13 protein-coding genes are annotated in these 15,229 nt (G+C 65.9%); 8 read left to right on the top strand and 5 right to left on the bottom strand.

The genetic code is table 11. The features are described from left to right. The first annotated feature begins 6 nt into the window (after positions 1 to 6). Entirely contained in the window at positions 7 to 1,086 is a 1,080-nt protein-coding gene (locus KF785_13285; GenBank protein ID MBX3147733.1) for a DUF3500 domain-containing protein, read from the top strand. Between the two features lie 12 nt (positions 1,087 to 1,098). Here the strand turns inward: KF785_13285 and KF785_13280 are convergent, their stop codons facing one another. Continuing rightward, the gene (locus KF785_13280) at positions 1,099 to 1,947 is read right to left on the bottom strand and encodes a heme-binding protein (protein MBX3147732.1); all 849 of its coding nucleotides are present in this window, start codon (positions 1,945 to 1,947) and stop codon (positions 1,099 to 1,101) included. 389 nt (positions 1,948 to 2,336) lie between these two features. On the opposite strand from KF785_13280, the gene KF785_13275 reads away from it, so the two are divergent. Further along, entirely contained in the window at positions 2,337 to 4,313 is a 1,977-nt protein-coding gene (locus tag KF785_13275) for a serine hydrolase (protein MBX3147731.1), read from the top strand. Between the two features lie 92 nt (positions 4,314 to 4,405). Then, positions 4,406 to 5,305 carry an Ig-like domain-containing protein gene (locus tag KF785_13270; GenBank protein MBX3147730.1) on the top strand — a complete coding sequence of 300 codons (900 nt, stop codon included), beginning with the start codon at positions 4,406 to 4,408 and terminating at the stop codon, positions 5,303 to 5,305. A 28-nt stretch (positions 5,306 to 5,333) separates the two neighbouring features. Here the strand turns inward: KF785_13270 and KF785_13265 are convergent, their stop codons facing one another. After that, positions 5,334 to 6,413, bottom strand: coding sequence for an AI-2E family transporter (locus KF785_13265; protein ID MBX3147729.1), 1,080 nt, complete (start codon positions 6,411 to 6,413; stop codon positions 5,334 to 5,336). Positions 6,414 to 6,562: 149 nt separating this feature from the next. On the opposite strand from KF785_13265, the gene KF785_13260 reads away from it, so the two are divergent. After that, positions 6,563 to 8,044, top strand: coding sequence for a DASS family sodium-coupled anion symporter (locus KF785_13260; GenBank protein MBX3147728.1), 1,482 nt, complete (start codon positions 6,563 to 6,565; stop codon positions 8,042 to 8,044). Between the two features lie 39 nt (positions 8,045 to 8,083). Here the strand turns inward: KF785_13260 and KF785_13255 are convergent, their stop codons facing one another. Beyond that, on the bottom strand, positions 8,084 to 9,598 hold the full coding sequence (locus tag KF785_13255; GenBank protein MBX3147727.1) for a serine hydrolase: 1,515 nt from the start codon (positions 9,596 to 9,598) through the stop codon (positions 8,084 to 8,086). A gap of 82 nt (positions 9,599 to 9,680) precedes the next feature. Here KF785_13255 and KF785_13250 point away from each other — a divergent pair, with 82 nt between their 5' ends. After that, entirely contained in the window at positions 9,681 to 10,322 is a 642-nt protein-coding gene (locus KF785_13250) for a TetR family transcriptional regulator (protein MBX3147726.1), read from the top strand. Then, entirely contained in the window at positions 10,319 to 11,476 is a 1,158-nt protein-coding gene (locus KF785_13245; protein MBX3147725.1) for a membrane dipeptidase, read from the top strand. The genes KF785_13250 and KF785_13245 overlap by 4 nt, the downstream gene beginning before the upstream one ends. 16 nt (positions 11,477 to 11,492) lie before the next feature. Here KF785_13245 and KF785_13240 read toward each other — a convergent pair whose 3' ends face one another. Further along, complete coding sequence (locus KF785_13240) at positions 11,493 to 12,914, bottom strand: serine hydrolase (GenBank protein ID MBX3147724.1); 1,422 nt, start codon at positions 12,912 to 12,914, stop codon at positions 11,493 to 11,495. A 209-nt stretch (positions 12,915 to 13,123) separates the two neighbouring features. Between KF785_13240 and KF785_13235 the strand changes: the two genes are divergently transcribed. Beyond that, positions 13,124 to 13,510 (top strand): VOC family protein, encoded by a 387-nt coding sequence (locus tag KF785_13235; GenBank protein ID MBX3147723.1) that lies wholly within the window; start codon positions 13,124 to 13,126, stop codon positions 13,508 to 13,510. Positions 13,511 to 13,639: 129 nt separating this feature from the next. On the opposite strand, the gene KF785_13230 is transcribed toward KF785_13235, so the two are convergent. Continuing rightward, positions 13,640 to 14,497, bottom strand: coding sequence for an alpha/beta hydrolase (locus KF785_13230; protein ID MBX3147722.1), 858 nt, complete (start codon positions 14,495 to 14,497; stop codon positions 13,640 to 13,642). Positions 14,498 to 14,557: 60 nt separating this feature from the next. On the opposite strand from KF785_13230, the gene KF785_13225 reads away from it, so the two are divergent. After that, positions 14,558 to 15,229: hypothetical protein (locus KF785_13225; protein ID MBX3147721.1), on the top strand; the 672-nt coding region annotated here is incomplete at its 3' end.

The raw sequence follows: 15,229 nt of genomic DNA, 5'->3' as shown, positions 1-15,229 counted from the left end.
GGCGGTATGGGCAGCGGCAGACGGGCGGCCACGTTCATCCTTCTGTTGACGATCGCGGGCGGCGTCTTCGCCTCCGCCGACCGTCGCGGCGGGGCCGCATCTGAACCGACCGGGCCTGTACACGTACCTGAGTTTGCGGACCTGCGGCAGGCGGCGGACTCGTTCCTCGCCAGTCTCGAACCGGGGCAACGCTCGAGGGCGGTCTTCGCGTTCGAGGACGCCGAGCGCCTCAACTGGCACTTCGTACCGCGGACGCGGCGGGGCCTGTCGCTCAAGGAGATGACCCCGGAGCAGCAGGGCCTGGCGCGCGGTATTCTCCGGGTGGGCCTGAGCAAGCGCGGCTACCTCACGGCAAGTACGATCATCGAGCTTGAACTCGTGCTGCGTGAGATGGGCGAGAATCCGCGGGTGCGCGACCCGGAGCTGTACTTCTTCAGCATCTTTGGCACACCCTCGGATACGACCCCGTGGGGCTTTCGAGCCGAAGGTCACCACCTCTCCCTCAACTTCACGCTCGTCCGGGACTCGCTGATCGCGACCGCTCCGGCGTTCCTGGGCGCGAACCCGGCCGAAGTGCGGAGCGGGACACGGCGGGGGCTCCGAGCGCTGGCTGCGGAGGAGGACATCGGCCGTGAGCTCATTCTGTCGCTCGACGAGCGCCAGCGTCGCGTCGCGCTGATCGCGGCGGTGGCGCCGAGCGATATTGTGACCGGCAATGCCGCGCGGGTCGATCCGCTCGCGCCGATCGGGATCCGCGCCACCGAGCTCCGGCCGGACCAGGCCGCGATCCTGGTCCGGCTGCTCGATCTCTATCTCGACCGGATGGCTGAGCCGCTTGCTGCGCGTCGTCGCGCCTCTCTCGAGCGAACCGACTTCGGCCGGGTCGCGTTCGCCTGGGCGGGCTCGACCCAGCGCGGCGCGGGGCACTACTACCGCATCCAGGGGCCGACCTTTCTCGTCGAGTACGACAATACTCAGAACGGCGCCAACCACATCCACACCGTCTGGCGCGACTTCGACGGCGACTTCGGTCGCGACCTGCTGCGCGAGCACTATCGCACCGCCCCGCCTTCGCACGGACACTGAACGCCGAGCGGATCACTTACGCTTGGGCGCCCGCATTTCCTGACCGTTCTGGTGCAGCACCTTGTACATCGCGCCCGCAGCATCGGTGACGAACTCCACTTCCAGCTTCACCGAGGTCCCCCGCACATTGAACCGGGTCTGTGAGATCGGCTCGAGGACAAACTCCGGCTGCCCCGGCGGCTGCCCCGTCAGCGTATCGCCTTTGCGACGTACCACGACAAAGGCATCGGGTCCCAGCTCGTACTCACCGACGTACCGATCGAGCACTTCCACGGGAACACGCACCGCTGCCTGCGCTGCAGCTGGTGCGGTGGCCGCTGGGGCAGTCGGCGTCGGCGTCGGTGCTGACGCCACCGCGGCCCCCGGCGTGGGGGTCGCCTCGATTCCAATGGCCGCCATTCCGGCGCGCACGGCCCGGGCATCGTCCGCACCGCTGGCACCGCTAGCGCTGAACGCGCCGACGAGCTGCCCGCCCCGCCGCAACAGCAGGCCCCCCTCGAACGGCAACGCCCCCTCGATTGCCTTGACGGTACCGGCCCGAACACCCGCGACGTACTCGGCGGTGTGCATCCCGGAGGTGATGGCCGTGTTGACCTTGTTCATGGCAACGTCATAGTTCCGCTTCGGCACTCCGTCCATCCGACCCAGGTAGATCGGGGTGCCCTCGGCGTCGCTGATCACGAAGGCGAGGTTCCAACCGTTGCGGCGCGCCTCCGCTACGGCCGCGTCCACCGCGGTCCGGGCTTCGTCGAGCGTGATCCTGGCGGCTGCCGGCGCCCCCTGCTGCCCTTCCATCGGCTGAACGGTGGTGGCCACAACCAGTATGGCCGTGGCAAGTGCAGCCCCTGTACGTCCCCTCACGATGTGCCTCCGCTGGTAAGAATCGAAGGGCGCCTTCGCGACGCCCTGCTCAACACACGAACGCCGATCCGGACGACCTCGACCAGTCGGTGCGTTCGCAGCGCCTATGAAGTATGAGACGATTGCCCTTACCCGTCGATGAAGTTGATCCCAACAGCAGATCGAGGTACACGAACAACGTCTGCCTGGTACGAATGCGCCGGGGTCACCCAGGCTCCTGGGGGTCTTCTTTTTCAGAGACTGGCGTCGGACCACGAGACAGGGCGAGTAAGCCGGCAACGGGCGTGTCAGACTGCCCCCGGTTGCGCTGTTGCAGTTTGCACCTCAAATTGTATACAAACCATGGCAACCTCCCCACCGCCTGGGGCGCCGTCTCCCGAGGAATCATCATGAAAGCCTGCATCACTGGTAGTGTCGTGCTCGTTCTCCTGGGCGCGAACGGAGTTAACGCTCAGCAAGCCACGCGGCTTCAGGTCGGCAAGCCCGTGCCTGCGACGCTCGCGGCCAACGATACCGTCCGATACGAGCTCGACCTGCCGGCACGGCACTTCGTTGCCGGTCGAATCGATCAGGACGGGGTGGACGCCACGGTGACGGTCAGGGGCCCGACGGGCAACCAGGTGTTTCGAGGAGCCCGGGTTGGACGCGGCGGCCCTGAGGCGTTTGCCTTCGCGACGGACAGTGTCGCGGGCCGGTATATCATCGCGATTGCGCCCGCGACGGCCGGCACCAGCGGCGCCGTGCGGGTCCAGCTGACTCGTTCCGAGGCAGCGGCAACGACGCCGGCAGGCAAGGTCGACCAGGCCGCCGCGCAATTGTACAAGGACACCCCGGGCGCTGTGGTCGGCGTGATTCAGAGCGGCAAGCTGACGTTCGTCAAGGGATATGGCGCTGCGGACCTGACCAACAGCCTGCCGTTCACGGCCGAGACGCCGACCAACATCGGCTCCACCTCGAAGCAGTTCACGGGCTTTGCGCTTGCCGTGCTGGCGTCACAAGGCAAGCTCTCCATGGACGACGACGTTCGGAAGCACATTCCCGAGCTCAAGGATTTCGGCACGACGATCACCCTGCGACACTTGCTGACCCACACCACCGGGTACCGCGAGTTCATCAATCTGCTGCTCATCGAAGGGCGTCAGGTGATGGAGGGTGACTACATCGCGCCGGATGAAGTCATCAAGGTGCTCAACCGGCAGCCGACGCTGCAGAACGCTCCCGGCGCGGAGTTCAACTACAACAACTCCGCCTTCAGCCTGGCCACGATCGTGGTGGAGCGCGTCACCGGCCGCCCCTTCGCCGAGTGGATGCGTGACGAGGTATTCCTGCCGCTGGGCATGACGAAGACCTGGGTTCGCGCGAGTCCGGGCCAGATCATTCCGAACCGAACGGTGGGCTACCAGGCAGGCTCCTACGGCTTCCGCGAGGTGCGCGATCTCCATGGCTCCGCGGGCGCGGGCGGCATCTATACGACGCCGGGAGACATGGCGAAGTGGATGCACAACTTCAAGACCGGCGCCCTGGGCGGGCCGGCCGTCATCAAGGAGATGACGACGTCGTTCGTGCTCAACAGCGGCGCGGCCACGAACTACGGCTACGGCATCTTCATCGACTCGACCCGCGGTGTGAAACGCTGGCAGCACGGCGGCAACGACATCGCCCACAGCTCGACGTTCGTGTACTTCCCTGACCTCGACGCCGGGTATGTCGTGTTCAGCAACTATCAGGGCGTGCCGGGCGGCCTGGCCGGCGTCGTGGCGGATGCATACTTCGGTCAGCACATGACGGCGGCACCTCGCCCGACCGCGACTGCAGGCTCAAGCGTCACGGTTCCACCCGCGACCTTGCGGCGCTACGCGGGCAAGTATCAGATGACCACGCTCGGCGATATGCAGCTGACCGTCGAGCAGCAGGGCGGTCAGCTCCGCCTCCAGGTTCCCGGTCAGCCGCCGCTGCCGCTCCGGCCCACCTCGACGACCTCGTTCGAAGTGGTTGGCGCGCCGGCCTCGATCACCTTCAACACCGCCGCGGACGGAGCGGTCGAGGGCATCACCTTCCACCAGAGTGGCGAACACCCGGGCAAGCGCGTCGAAGAGCAGAAGGTGGACCTTGCCAGCTTCGCAGGTCGCTACTTCAGCGAAGAGCTGGAAACCTACTACGACCTGAGCGTGGAGAAGGACCAGCTCGTCATTCGGCATCGCCGCTTCGGGCCAGCTGCGCTGACGCACACCAGCGGCGACAATTTCTCCGGGACGATGCCGGTGAGCAGTGTGGCCTTCCGCCGCGATGCGCAAGGCAACGTGACCGGCTTCGAGGCCGGCAACGGGCGGGCGCGCGGCATCCTGTTCGAACGAGTCCTGCGCTAGCCGGCGGGCCACGAGGGTCCCGAGCCAGGGGCAGCGCACCGAGTTGTGCGCTGCCTCACAGCCCGAAACCTCGGTCGGGGCTATGTTGGACCATGCGCCGACCCCTTGTCTTCCTTACCGCCGCACTGATCGGCTGCGGAGGCGACCCGCTTCCGCAGGAGCCGCCAGCCGCAGTCGATCCAGCCTCACTGCGGATCAACCTCGCCGGGCCTGATCACCTGCTGATGGGCCGCACGGTCGCGCTCGAGGTGACCGCGGCGCGCCAGAGTGGCCTGGCGGTAGACGTCGCCGGCCGAGTCGCCTTTCGCTCGACCCGACCCGAGGCGCTGACCGTCGACGGGGCGGGCCTGGTTACCGTCGCGGACTCGGGCAGCGGCTTCATCGTTGCCAGCGTCGAGATCGAGGGACGGACCTTGGCCGACTCGGTGCGCATCGTCGGGATCGACCCAGGCTTTACGATCAGCCTGTCCTTATCAGGGGGCTCCAACCACTACACCGTACCGCAATCAGGGCCGCTGACGGTTGCTACGCTCGACCGCAACGGCAACCCGATCGCCGCCCCAGTGCCTGTGTCGCTCCGATCGACCGACACCACGGCCTTTCGGGTCGACGCCGGGGGCACCGTCTCGGCCGTTGGCCCGGGCGAGGCGTACATCATCGCCTCGGCGACCACGACGTACGGGGAGCTGGCCGACTCGGTGCGCATGGTCGCCGTCTGCACCGCTGAACTCCAGTTGAAGCTGGCGACACCACCGGCGCTGCCGTTTCGAGTCGGCATGACGTTTCCGATGGATGCCACGATCCGCACCTGCGGTGGTGCCATCGGGTTCCGGCCCACGGAATGGCGCTCGCTCGATCCTGCCGTCGTCTCGATCGATATTGCCGGTGCGCTGGTTCGGGCCGTGGCCCCGGGTACGACCACGATCGTAGTCACCGCCGAGCTCGCTGCGGGAGAGCTCGAGGTCGCGATGCCGCTCACAGTCGCACCCTGAGGTACCCCCACCGCGCCCGCAGGCGGCGTTAGGCGGGCTCTTTCTCGGCTGCCGTTGCCTGCCCAGGCACCGGCCAGGTACCCGTGGTGCCCTGAGGAAACCGCCCAGCCAGGATCTCGCCCATCGGACGAGTCGTGGCAAACTGGGCCAGCACGATCCGAAGAATGCCCGTCATCGGCGCAGCGAGCAGCATCCCGACCACACCCCAGATCAGACCCCAGAACACCAGAGCAATCAGCACCGTCACCGGGCTCAAATCGAGGCCGCGACCGGTCAGCTTGGGATCGATCCCGCTGCCGATTACGAGCTGCACGATGGCCGGCAGCACGAAGACACCGACCACCGGCCAATAGCTCTCGAACTGCACCAGCGCGACCGGAAGCGGCAACAGCACCGCCACGATCGACCCCACCGAGGGAATGAAATTGAGCAGGAAGGTGAGCACCCCGAATACCAGGGCGAGCTCGAGGCCCAGCAGCGCCAGGATCGCGCCGACGAGTACACCGGTCGCCGCGGAGATCGCGAGCTTGATGCCCAGAAACCGGCGAATTCCGGCGTCGATTTCCCGAAACACCTGCGACCGGAACCGTCCCGGCTGCCGGCCCAGCAGCAGGAAGATCACGAAGATCATCACGAGAAAGCCGTTGCTCACCACCGTCAGCGCAGTTCCCGCAGCGGCCGGCACGACCTGGGAAATCGGAAACGCCTGAATGGATTCGAGCAAAGCGTCCTGGCCGACTTCGAGCCCCCGACGGTCGAGAAGCTCGGTGACCTGCCGGGTGATGCGTAGCAGCCGCTCCTGGTACAGATCGGCCGAATTGAGGAGGCCGCGCACCGAGGTCGTCACGAGGACCGCCATGAGGGCAATCAGCCCCGCCACCACCAGGAGCGTGGTAACGGTCGAGGCCCAGCGGGGAAACCGCGCCTTGGTCTCGAGGAGGTCGGCCAGAGGGGAGACGAGGTAGTAGACGAAGACCGCGAGCACGAACGGCACCAGGGCCGGTCGCATATAGGCAAGCCCCGCCCCGACCGCCACCGTGGCGATCAGGATCAACGAAACGGCAATCAGCCGAGCCTGTTCCTCGGCGAGGTCTCTCGGGCTGCGCATGCCGGAGTATTGTCTCAGCGCCGTTTCGCCACAAGTGGTCTGTTTACGTTGACTTACGGCGCCCCGGGGCCAACCTTGGTACGCCGGTTCGCGGCATGGGACCTCGCGGCGTGCACCCGGCCGCACCGACTGCTGACTCGAGGTGGTGAATGGAAGGGACGCGCAGCCCCGCAGTGACCGGCGGCGGGCCACGCTGGACCTGGATACGGCTGGCACTCGGCCCCGCCGCCTTTGTCGCGATCCTGGCCCTGCCCGAACCCGCGGGGCTGAGCCCCGAGGCCTGGCGAGTCGCGGCGGTAGCCGCGTTCATGGTGCTCTGGTGGGTCACCGAGGCCATTCCCATCCCGGCTACGGCCCTCCTGCCACTGGTGCTGCTGCCCGCACTCGGCGTTGCAGACCTCGAAGGCGCGGCCGCGCCGTATGCCAACCCGATCGTGTTCCTCTTCCTGGGCGGCTTCCTGATTGCTCAGGCCATGCAGCGCTGGCAGCTCCACCGGCGGCTGGCCCTGCTCGTGATTCGGCAAACCGGCACTCGGCCCGGTCCGCTGATTGCCGGCTTCATGGCGGCCGCCGCCATTCTCAGCATGTGGGTCAGCAACACCGCCACCGCCGTGATGATGCTGCCGATCGGGCTCTCGGTAATCCAGCGGGTCCAGGGCGACACCGCGCTCGACGGCGCTCCCCCGGCGAGTTCGAACTTCGGCGTGGCGCTCTTGCTGGGCATTGCCTATGCCTGCAGCATCGGCGGGCTCGGCACCTTGATCGGCAGTCCGCCGAACGCGCTCCTCGCCGGCTTCGCAGCAGAGCGCTACGGCATCGAGGTCGGCTTCGGCGCCTGGATGATGCTGGGGGTACCGCTGGTCGTGGTCGGCCTGCCGCTCGCCTGGCTGCTGCTGACTCGATGGCTCTACCCCGTCCACGCCGACGGCGCCCTGCTGGATGGTCGCGAGCCGATCGAAGCGGATCTCCGGGCCATGGGCCCGCTGACCCGGGGCGAGCTGATCGTCGCCTGCGTCTTTGGGGTCACCGCGATTGCCTGGATCACTCGACCGCTGCTATCGGCCTGGATTCCGGGTCTGTCGGACGCCGGCATTGCCATTACCGCGGCAGTGCTGCTGTTCGTGATTCCGGTCGACGCCCGGCGCGGCGTCTTCGCGCTTGACTGGGACTGGGCCCGGCGGCTGCCGTGGCACGTGCTGCTGCTCTTCGGAGGCGGGCTCTCGCTGGCAGCGGCCATCAGCCGGAGCGGCCTGGCCGAGTGGATCGGGCAGGCGCTGTCCGGTCTCGACGCGCTGCCCGCCCCCGTCGTCGTTGCCTTGCTGAGCCTCGCGATCATCATCCTGACCGAGCTGGCCAGCAATACGGCCACCGCGGCCGCGTTTCTGCCGATTGCCGCCTCGATGGCGACCGGGATGGGCCTGAATCCGCTCGTGCTGATGGTGCCGGTGGCGGTGGCCGCCAGCTGCGCCTTCATGCTGCCGATTGCGACGCCGCCGAACGCGGTGGTCTACGGCAGCGGCCAGCTCACCATACCGCAGATGGCGCGAGCGGGGCTGGCCCTCAACATCCTGTTCGTCGGGCTGCTGTCGACGCTGGGCTACCTCCTGGTCGAGCTCGTCTTCGGCGCGTGACGCGGCGGGCAGGCCGGATCATGCCTGCCCGATCGCGGCTCATTGCCGGATCCACTCGCTGTCGCCGACCAGAGAGAAGGTCAACGATCGAGGCCTGCCATCGGCGCCGAGCTGAAAATTGACGCGCGGCCGGCCGAAGATGATGTCCTCCAGCTTCGCAGTGAACGTGTTGAACTGCCAGTGCTCGAGTGGGCCGCGAATGGTTGGCCCCTGTTCTGCCTGGAGGGTCAGTCCACCCGCCTGACTGGCGGCAATGACGATGCTGCCGAAGATCGGATTGCGATAGGTGCCGGCGTAGGCCGACTCCGGCAGGCTGGGCCGAGTGCCCTCGACGCGGGAGACACCGGGATTGCTCCGCGACCCGGCTTCGAATGCCAGCTCCGCAGCGCGGTACTCGGCGGAATAGTCGTGAGGTGCCTGGCCGAGCGCCTGATCGAGCAGATAGCGGGTCAGGGGCACCCCGATGTCCACCTGATTCATGTTCGTCAGGATGACGACACCGAGACGCTCGGATGGCATGAAACTCACGAGCGCCGCCATTCCGTCGATGTGCCCCCCGTGGGTGACCCAGCGCCGGCCACGATGCATCGTCACGAACCATCCGTAGCCGTACCCGAGGTATTCCTGCGCCATCAGCCGGGCCACGAAGGCGGGGTCCTGAATCAGGATGTGCGGGCTGGACGCCTCAGCCACCCGGGCCTCGCTGAGAAGGCGGCGGCCATTCACCACGCCACCTTTGACCCAGAGCCGCAGCCATGAGGCCATCTCGATCACATTGGCGTTGAGCCCGCCGGACGCGGCCGGCGCGTCCAGGTTTCGCCACGGTACCGGCCGCACGGCGCCCTCGACGACGGCGTGTGGCGTGGCCACATCCGGGCGACCCACGAGGTCTCGGACAGACAGGGTGGCCTCCCGCATGCCTAACGGGTCGAGCAGCCTGCGACGCAGGAAGTCATCGTAGGACGTGCCGGAGACCCTCGCGATGACCTCGCCCGCCACAACGTACATCAGGTTATGGTACTCGAACTCGCTTCGGAAACTTCGAGCCATCGGCACGTTCCCGAGGGCTCGGACCAGTTCGTCTCGCGACCGCGTCGTGCCGTAGAACAATCCGTCGGCCCGCGCGACACCGCTGCGATGGAGCAGCAGGTCGGCTACGGTGAGCTCGCGGGTGACCCAGGGATCGGCGACCCGAAACTCAGGCAGGTAGTCTGTCACCCGCTGCCCGAATCGGAGCACGCCGTCATCCGCCAGCATCGCCAGCGCGGCTCCGGTCATGGCCTTGGTGGTCGAGCCGATGGCAAAGAGCGTCCTGACCCCGACCGAATCGGTCCCGCCAAGCGTGCGGACGCCGTATCCCTTCGCCAACACGATCGAGTCTCCCCGCACGACGGCGACCGCCATCCCCGGCACCTGCCACGTCCGCATCGTGGACGCAGCATACTGATCGAACCCGGCAAACGGCGCCCGCTCCCGCCCTGCCCCCTGGGCAAACGTGGTACCGGACCCGAAGAGCAATGTCAGGCCAAGGGCCGCCAGCGAACGAAGGCGCATGTAAGTCTCGCGAATTGCCGTTGAATAGTCATTCACTTATCATTGAATGAAGGTTCAACATTACTCCCTGTCAAGCGAGCCCATGCCCCGCGCCGTTACCCTTCGCCGCCCGCCGCGCGAAACCGTCGTGGCCCGGATTCTCGATGCGGCGGTCGCGCTCTTTGCCGAGCGCGGCTATGAAGCCGCCACGATGCAGGACGTGGCGGCCAGCATCGGAATGACCGCCCCTGCCCTCTACTACTACTATGACTCGAAACAGGATCTCCTTTTCGAGGTGATCGAATCGAACCTGGCTCGGATCGTGAGCCGAATCGAGAGCCTCACCGCGGCAACGGCCACCGAGGAGCTGACGGCATTCGTGCGGGAGCATACCCGATTTCAGCTCGAGGGTGTGGCCGGGGCGCGGGTCTACAACGCGATGTTCCTCGGGACGAGCACGATGTACGCGGCCCTCTCGCGGAGCCAGCAGGCAAGAATTACCGCGCTGCGACAACGGTTCCGCGGACGACTCGACGCCATCCTGGAGCGCGGTCTCGCGACGGGGGAGTTCCACATCGAGGACCGAATGGTCACCGCTATGGGAATCATTGCGCTCGGCGAGTTCACCCCGGCCTGGTTCACACTGCGCGGCAAGCCTCAGGTCGAACGCGTTGCTGGTCTCTACGCAACGCTCGCGCTACGCATGGTTGCACCAGCAGGACCACGACGTGGGAGGGCTCGATGACCACCAGGCGCGCGTTTCTCTGTGCGGTTGGCGCCTCAACCGCTGGGCCTTGGATTCTCCGGGGCAGGTTCACCCGATTCGGAGGGCAGAGCTACTCCGTCCGTTGCCTCGACCTGATGCGACAGGCCCTGGTGATCGACATGCTGAGTCCGCTCACCATCCGGCGATCGACCTGGGCGGCGTGGGCCAGGCAGCCAGAATCCCTTTCAGCCGAGGTTGCCGCCCGGTATCGGGCGTCGGGCATCTCGGTCTTCCATACCGCCGTAGGCTGGGGCGGTCCGGACGCGTATCTCGACGCGCTCAAGTACTTCCTGAGTCACAACGCCTTGATTGCGGGGCGGGAGGACCTGTTTCTGCGGATCGACAGCGCCGGCGACCTCGCTCGCGTCAAGGCAACCGGCAAGACCGGCATCCTGCTCGGCGCGCAGAACTCGGACCATTTCATCAAGCCGGGTCTCGATCCCCGCGATCTGCTGGCGACGGTCGACGAGTTCTACGGTTACGGGCAAAGGGTCTCACAGCTCACCTACAACACGCTCACCTGGTTCGGCAGCGGCGCGACCGACCGTGGAGATCCTGGGCTCAGCGAGCTCGGGGTCCAGCTCGTCGCCCGGATGAACAAGGTCGGCATGGCCATCGACACCTCCCACTGCGGCGACCGGACAACGCTCGATGCGTTCGAGGTGTCCACCAAGCCTGTCCTGGTTACCCACTCGAACGTGCGGAACCTTGCGGCGGGGCACCCGCGCTGCAAACCGGACGAGGTGATCCGCGCAGTGGGCAAGGCCGGCAGCGTTTTCGGCGTGACCGGTGTTCGCAACTTCGTGACCGACCGCGAGCCGACGACGATCGAGCACTTCCTCGACCACATCGACTACATCGCCAGGATGATCGGGGTGGAGCATGTCGGTATCGGCAGCGACATCGACCTCGACGGCTATGACGACCTCTCGCCAGCTGAGCAGGCTGCGACCAAGGCAAGCTACGACTCGAGCTACCGATTTCGCGAGAAACTCGACATCGACGAGATCGCCCACCCGAAGCGGATGTTCGACGTCACCGAGGGTCTGATCCGCCGTGGCTACACGAACGGTCAGATCCTCGGCATTCTGGGCGCAAACTTTCAGCGGGTCCTCGGACAGATCTGGATCTGACGAGGGGCGACCGGGGCTACCTGCGCCGAATCGCCGTACGCCGCTGGTTACCGGTCTCCAGGACGAGGCGATCGACTGCGCCGCCGTCGCCTTCGAAGGTGACGACGGCGTTGCTGTTGCGCCGGAAAAACCGGGTCGGCGTCTCGGCGAGCAGCTCGTGCCGAGCGAGGCTCTCGCCTTGCTGGAAGACGAGCGCCCTGCCGACCCGGCTGATCGTGATCGTTCCATTCTCCAGCTCGTACGTACCGACGTAGCGGTTGAGGGTCCGGTCGTCGACCGCAATTTCCTTCTTCTCGGCTCGCGGCAGCGGGTCCTGGCCGCGCAGCAACCGCAACGCCGCCTCGACCAGCTCGGAGTAGCGCGTCGGGCTGTCCGGGAGGAAGTCCGAGTTGGTCATATAGTACAGGCCAACCTTGGCATCGACGTCGCCGATCATGAAGGCGCGTTGGCCGGGAATTGCTCCGCCATGGTTAATCAGCGTGTTGCCGGTTGCGCTGTCCTTGGTGACCGTAAACCCAAAGCCATAGTTGCTGCCGAAGCGCGGCTCATGCATTGCCTTGATCGACTCGGCCGACAGGATCCGCTTGCCGTTGAAGACGCCGCCGTTGATGTGCGCGCCGAGAAATCGGGCCATGTCGGAGGCGGTGAGATAGATGTCGCCGGCCGGATAGACGTCGAAATGCACCTGAACCTCCGGACGCGGCGTACCGTGAGAGCCACCCGCGTTATACGGCAGCGCCATGGTCTCGACCATCTCAGGCGAAGGGTACACCGGGTGCGGCGTCGTGACGCCGATCGGCTTGAGGATGTTCTCGACGATGTACTTCTCGTACTCGACGCCTGAGATCTTCTCGACCAGGAGGCCAGCCATCCCGTAGGCAAAGTTGTTGTACTCGTAACGGGCTTCCGGAGCCCGGATCGAATAGAGCGATGAGGTCATCGCCTCGAGCGTCTTCGGCAGGGTCCGACCCCAGATCGGCTTGGTCTCCGCACCGGCCCGAAGACCGGACCAGTGCGAGAGGATGTGAGTAAACGTCACCTGCTTTTCGCTTTGGATCCGATCCATGACCCGATGATCGCCGAGATAGCGGTTGATCGGATCGTCGAGACGGATCTTGCCTTGATCCACAAGCTGCATGATCGCGGTGGCCGTGGCGGACTTGAACGACGACCCGGTGCTGTAGTACGTCTCGGGTGTCGCGAGTGTCTTGGTCCGGACGTTGGCGTAGCCGAACGCGGCAGCCCAGACGATGGAGTCGCCCCGGACGAGCGCAATCGACATCGACGGAATCCCGTTCTCCGCAAGCGTCTTCTGGACCAGACCGGAGACGATCGTCTTGGTTTTTTCGAGATCGAAGCGTCCCTGTGCGCCAAGCTGAGCGCTCGAGCCCAGCGCAAGAAGCAACCATCCGAACGTCTGAAGGGTTCGACGCATCATTGTCCCCATCTCCTTACTTGAAAGGCGCCAGCGATCGCTGACCCGGGTAATCACGATGACCGCGGTCCGGTGAGACCGCGTTGAGAGTGCTGGTGACGTGTGGGTGTCAGCAAAATGTAAACGTTCAAGCAGATCGATTGCTCCAACCGAATGCCAAGGCGTAGATTGTGGATGCTCTCAGACCTCGACCTGAACGGGCGGAGGCGCCGATGGCTGACTTGTACGCCAGGGCAGTGTTCTTCGTTACGGACGCCGATCGATCGCGCCGATACTATACGGAGCGCCTGGGCTTTTCGTTGGACTGGGATTCCAACGATGGCGTCTTCCAGGTGAGCCTGCTCGGCTTCGAACTCATCCTCAATCAGACGGGCGATCAAACTCGCGCACGAGCAGGCCACGGGCGCGTCTTCGTCGGGCTCGAGGACGACCAGGGCGAGCCAGTGCGCCAGCACTTCATTGCCCACGGGATCCAGACCGACCGGGTCGAATGGGGGAGACCGACGCTTCGGCTCCGGGACGAAGACGGCAACGAGATCTTCTTCTGGTTGCCGGGCGATGACTTTACCGGCTTGGAGCAGAAGCAGCCAGGCAGCTGAGCGCACCGGCAATCAGAACCCCGGCAAGGAGGTTGTATGGGTCGAGTTACTCGATGGGGCGAGGCTGCATACCAGGCCGCCGGCTCGGAATGCTCCGGCCTGGGAAGCTCCTTGGTGAGCGCTTCTGCCTCACTTCCGCCGTTGACGTTTCTCGAGATCGGCCAGCAACGCAGTCACGTCAGCCTCCCAGAGCTCCGGCGTCCGGAGGATCTGATGGCCGTTGGTCTCGGGCCGGGGAGCGAACTCCCGCCAGGTACCAATGCCGCCGGCTGCGACAAACGCATCGAAGTTGCGACGGCTGTGCGGGAGACTGTAGTAGGGGTCCTGCTCGCCATAGAGCCACAGGACCGGCACGCCTGAAGTCGCGCCCCGCCGGAACGTCGCCGTGTTGATCGCCTCGATCTCGGGGCATCGATCGCTCATCCAGCCGCCGACGAAGTTGATCACACCGTGGAAGCGCCCCGGTCGCGTTCCCGCATAGCCCACGGAAAGAATGCCGCCCCGAGACTGTCCGCCGATCAGCAGCCGGGTGGTGTCGACGTCAGGCCGGGTCACCAGGTGGCGAACCACTTCATCGAGATCGTCCAAGGCGCGTTCGAACCCCGCCAGCGTCGGACCCACGTCACAGGTGTATCCCGTGCCGTCGTAGCGAACGCCTTCGCCGTAGCGCCCGCCCGAGCGGCCCCGCCCCCGGCGCTGGGGCACCACCACCATCCAACCTCGCGGATTGAAGTAGTTGGCGAGCGAGGGGTACTCGCTGGTGTTCCGGAAGAGCGTGGTGTCGCGACCGTTGCCGGTTGATCCATGATTGAAAACCAACGTCGGAAACGGACCCGGCCCCGCTGGTCGGTAGATCACAACCTCGAGACGAACCGGTTCACCCTGCTCGACGAAGCGGGTCTGGATCCATTCGATGGCCCGCGTCTGAGCGGCGACCGGTGCGGCCACGATCGAAGCCAGCGCGAAGATGGGAACGGATCGGACCATCGTGGTCTCCTGTTTGGCATGGACTGGACGTCCGGGCTTCACTATAACTAAACTACGTTAATGATAACATCACCGGCCGACTGTTCGATCCGCGCAGCTCATGGTTGGGGCTACCGATCGGCGGCAATCCTCCTGACGTTGCTCCTTGGGTTCTGCACCCAACTTGCTGCGCAGCAGGGCCCACTGATCATCAGCAATGCCACCGTGATCGACGGGAGTGGGGCCCCGGCGTGGCGCAATGGCTGGGTCGTGATCGAAGGAGACCGGATTACGGCCGTGGGTCGCGGGGCGGCCCCCGAACGGGCTGGCGCGCAGCATCTCGATGCCCGCGGTCTCACGCTGACCCCAGGCCTCTCAGACCTGCACGTGCATCTGAACGAGCCGGTCCGCGCCCGATGGATCTTGCGAGCTCTGCTTGCCCATGGCGTTACGCGGGCCCGCGATACCGGCAACTCGTTGGCGGCGCTTCGGGACATCCGCGCCTGGATGACCACTGAGCCCGCGCTGCCTCGCCTCTTCCAGAGCGGACAGCTCTTCGATGGAAGTCGAAGCGGGCTACGCTTCCTCACCCCGGGTTCGGCGCTCGAAGACCAGTTGGCCGAGACGCTGGCGCACGGCGTCGACTTTCTCAAAGTCCACAACTGGGTCGGGTGGGATGCGTTGCGCCGGATCGCCGAGGCAAGCCGCGAAGCCGGCGTGCCACTGATCGGCCATGTGCCGCTCAACATCACG

This window comes from Gemmatimonadales bacterium, assembly GCA_019637315.1.
Classification (GTDB): Bacteria; Gemmatimonadota; Gemmatimonadetes; order Gemmatimonadales; family GWC2-71-9; genus SHZU01.
The sequence above is the reverse complement of the archived record's forward strand: the minus strand, read 5'-3'. Positions and strand labels throughout refer to the sequence as shown.

Excerpts from the sequence above, each read along its gene's own strand:
- KF785_13285 (MBX3147733.1), top strand. The coding sequence starts at position 7 with ATGGGCAGCGGCAGACGGGCGGCCACGTTCATCCTTCTGTTGACGATC.
- KF785_13275 (MBX3147731.1), top strand. The coding sequence starts at position 2,337 with ATGAAAGCCTGCATCACTGGTAGTGTCGTGCTCGTTCTCCTGGGCGCG.
- KF785_13270 (MBX3147730.1), top strand. The coding sequence starts at position 4,406 with ATGCGCCGACCCCTTGTCTTCCTTACCGCCGCACTGATCGGCTGCGGA.
- KF785_13265 (MBX3147729.1), bottom strand. The coding sequence starts at position 6,413 with ATGCGCAGCCCGAGAGACCTCGCCGAGGAACAGGCTCGGCTGATTGCC.
- KF785_13260 (MBX3147728.1), top strand. The coding sequence starts at position 6,563 with ATGGAAGGGACGCGCAGCCCCGCAGTGACCGGCGGCGGGCCACGCTGG.
- KF785_13255 (MBX3147727.1), bottom strand. The coding sequence starts at position 9,598 with ATGCGCCTTCGTTCGCTGGCGGCCCTTGGCCTGACATTGCTCTTCGGG.
- KF785_13250 (MBX3147726.1), top strand. The coding sequence starts at position 9,681 with ATGCCCCGCGCCGTTACCCTTCGCCGCCCGCCGCGCGAAACCGTCGTG.
- KF785_13245 (MBX3147725.1), top strand. The coding sequence starts at position 10,319 with ATGACCACCAGGCGCGCGTTTCTCTGTGCGGTTGGCGCCTCAACCGCT.
- KF785_13240 (MBX3147724.1), bottom strand. The coding sequence starts at position 12,914 with ATGATGCGTCGAACCCTTCAGACGTTCGGATGGTTGCTTCTTGCGCTG.
- KF785_13235 (MBX3147723.1), top strand. The coding sequence starts at position 13,124 with ATGGCTGACTTGTACGCCAGGGCAGTGTTCTTCGTTACGGACGCCGAT.
- KF785_13230 (MBX3147722.1), bottom strand. The coding sequence starts at position 14,497 with ATGGTCCGATCCGTTCCCATCTTCGCGCTGGCTTCGATCGTGGCCGCA.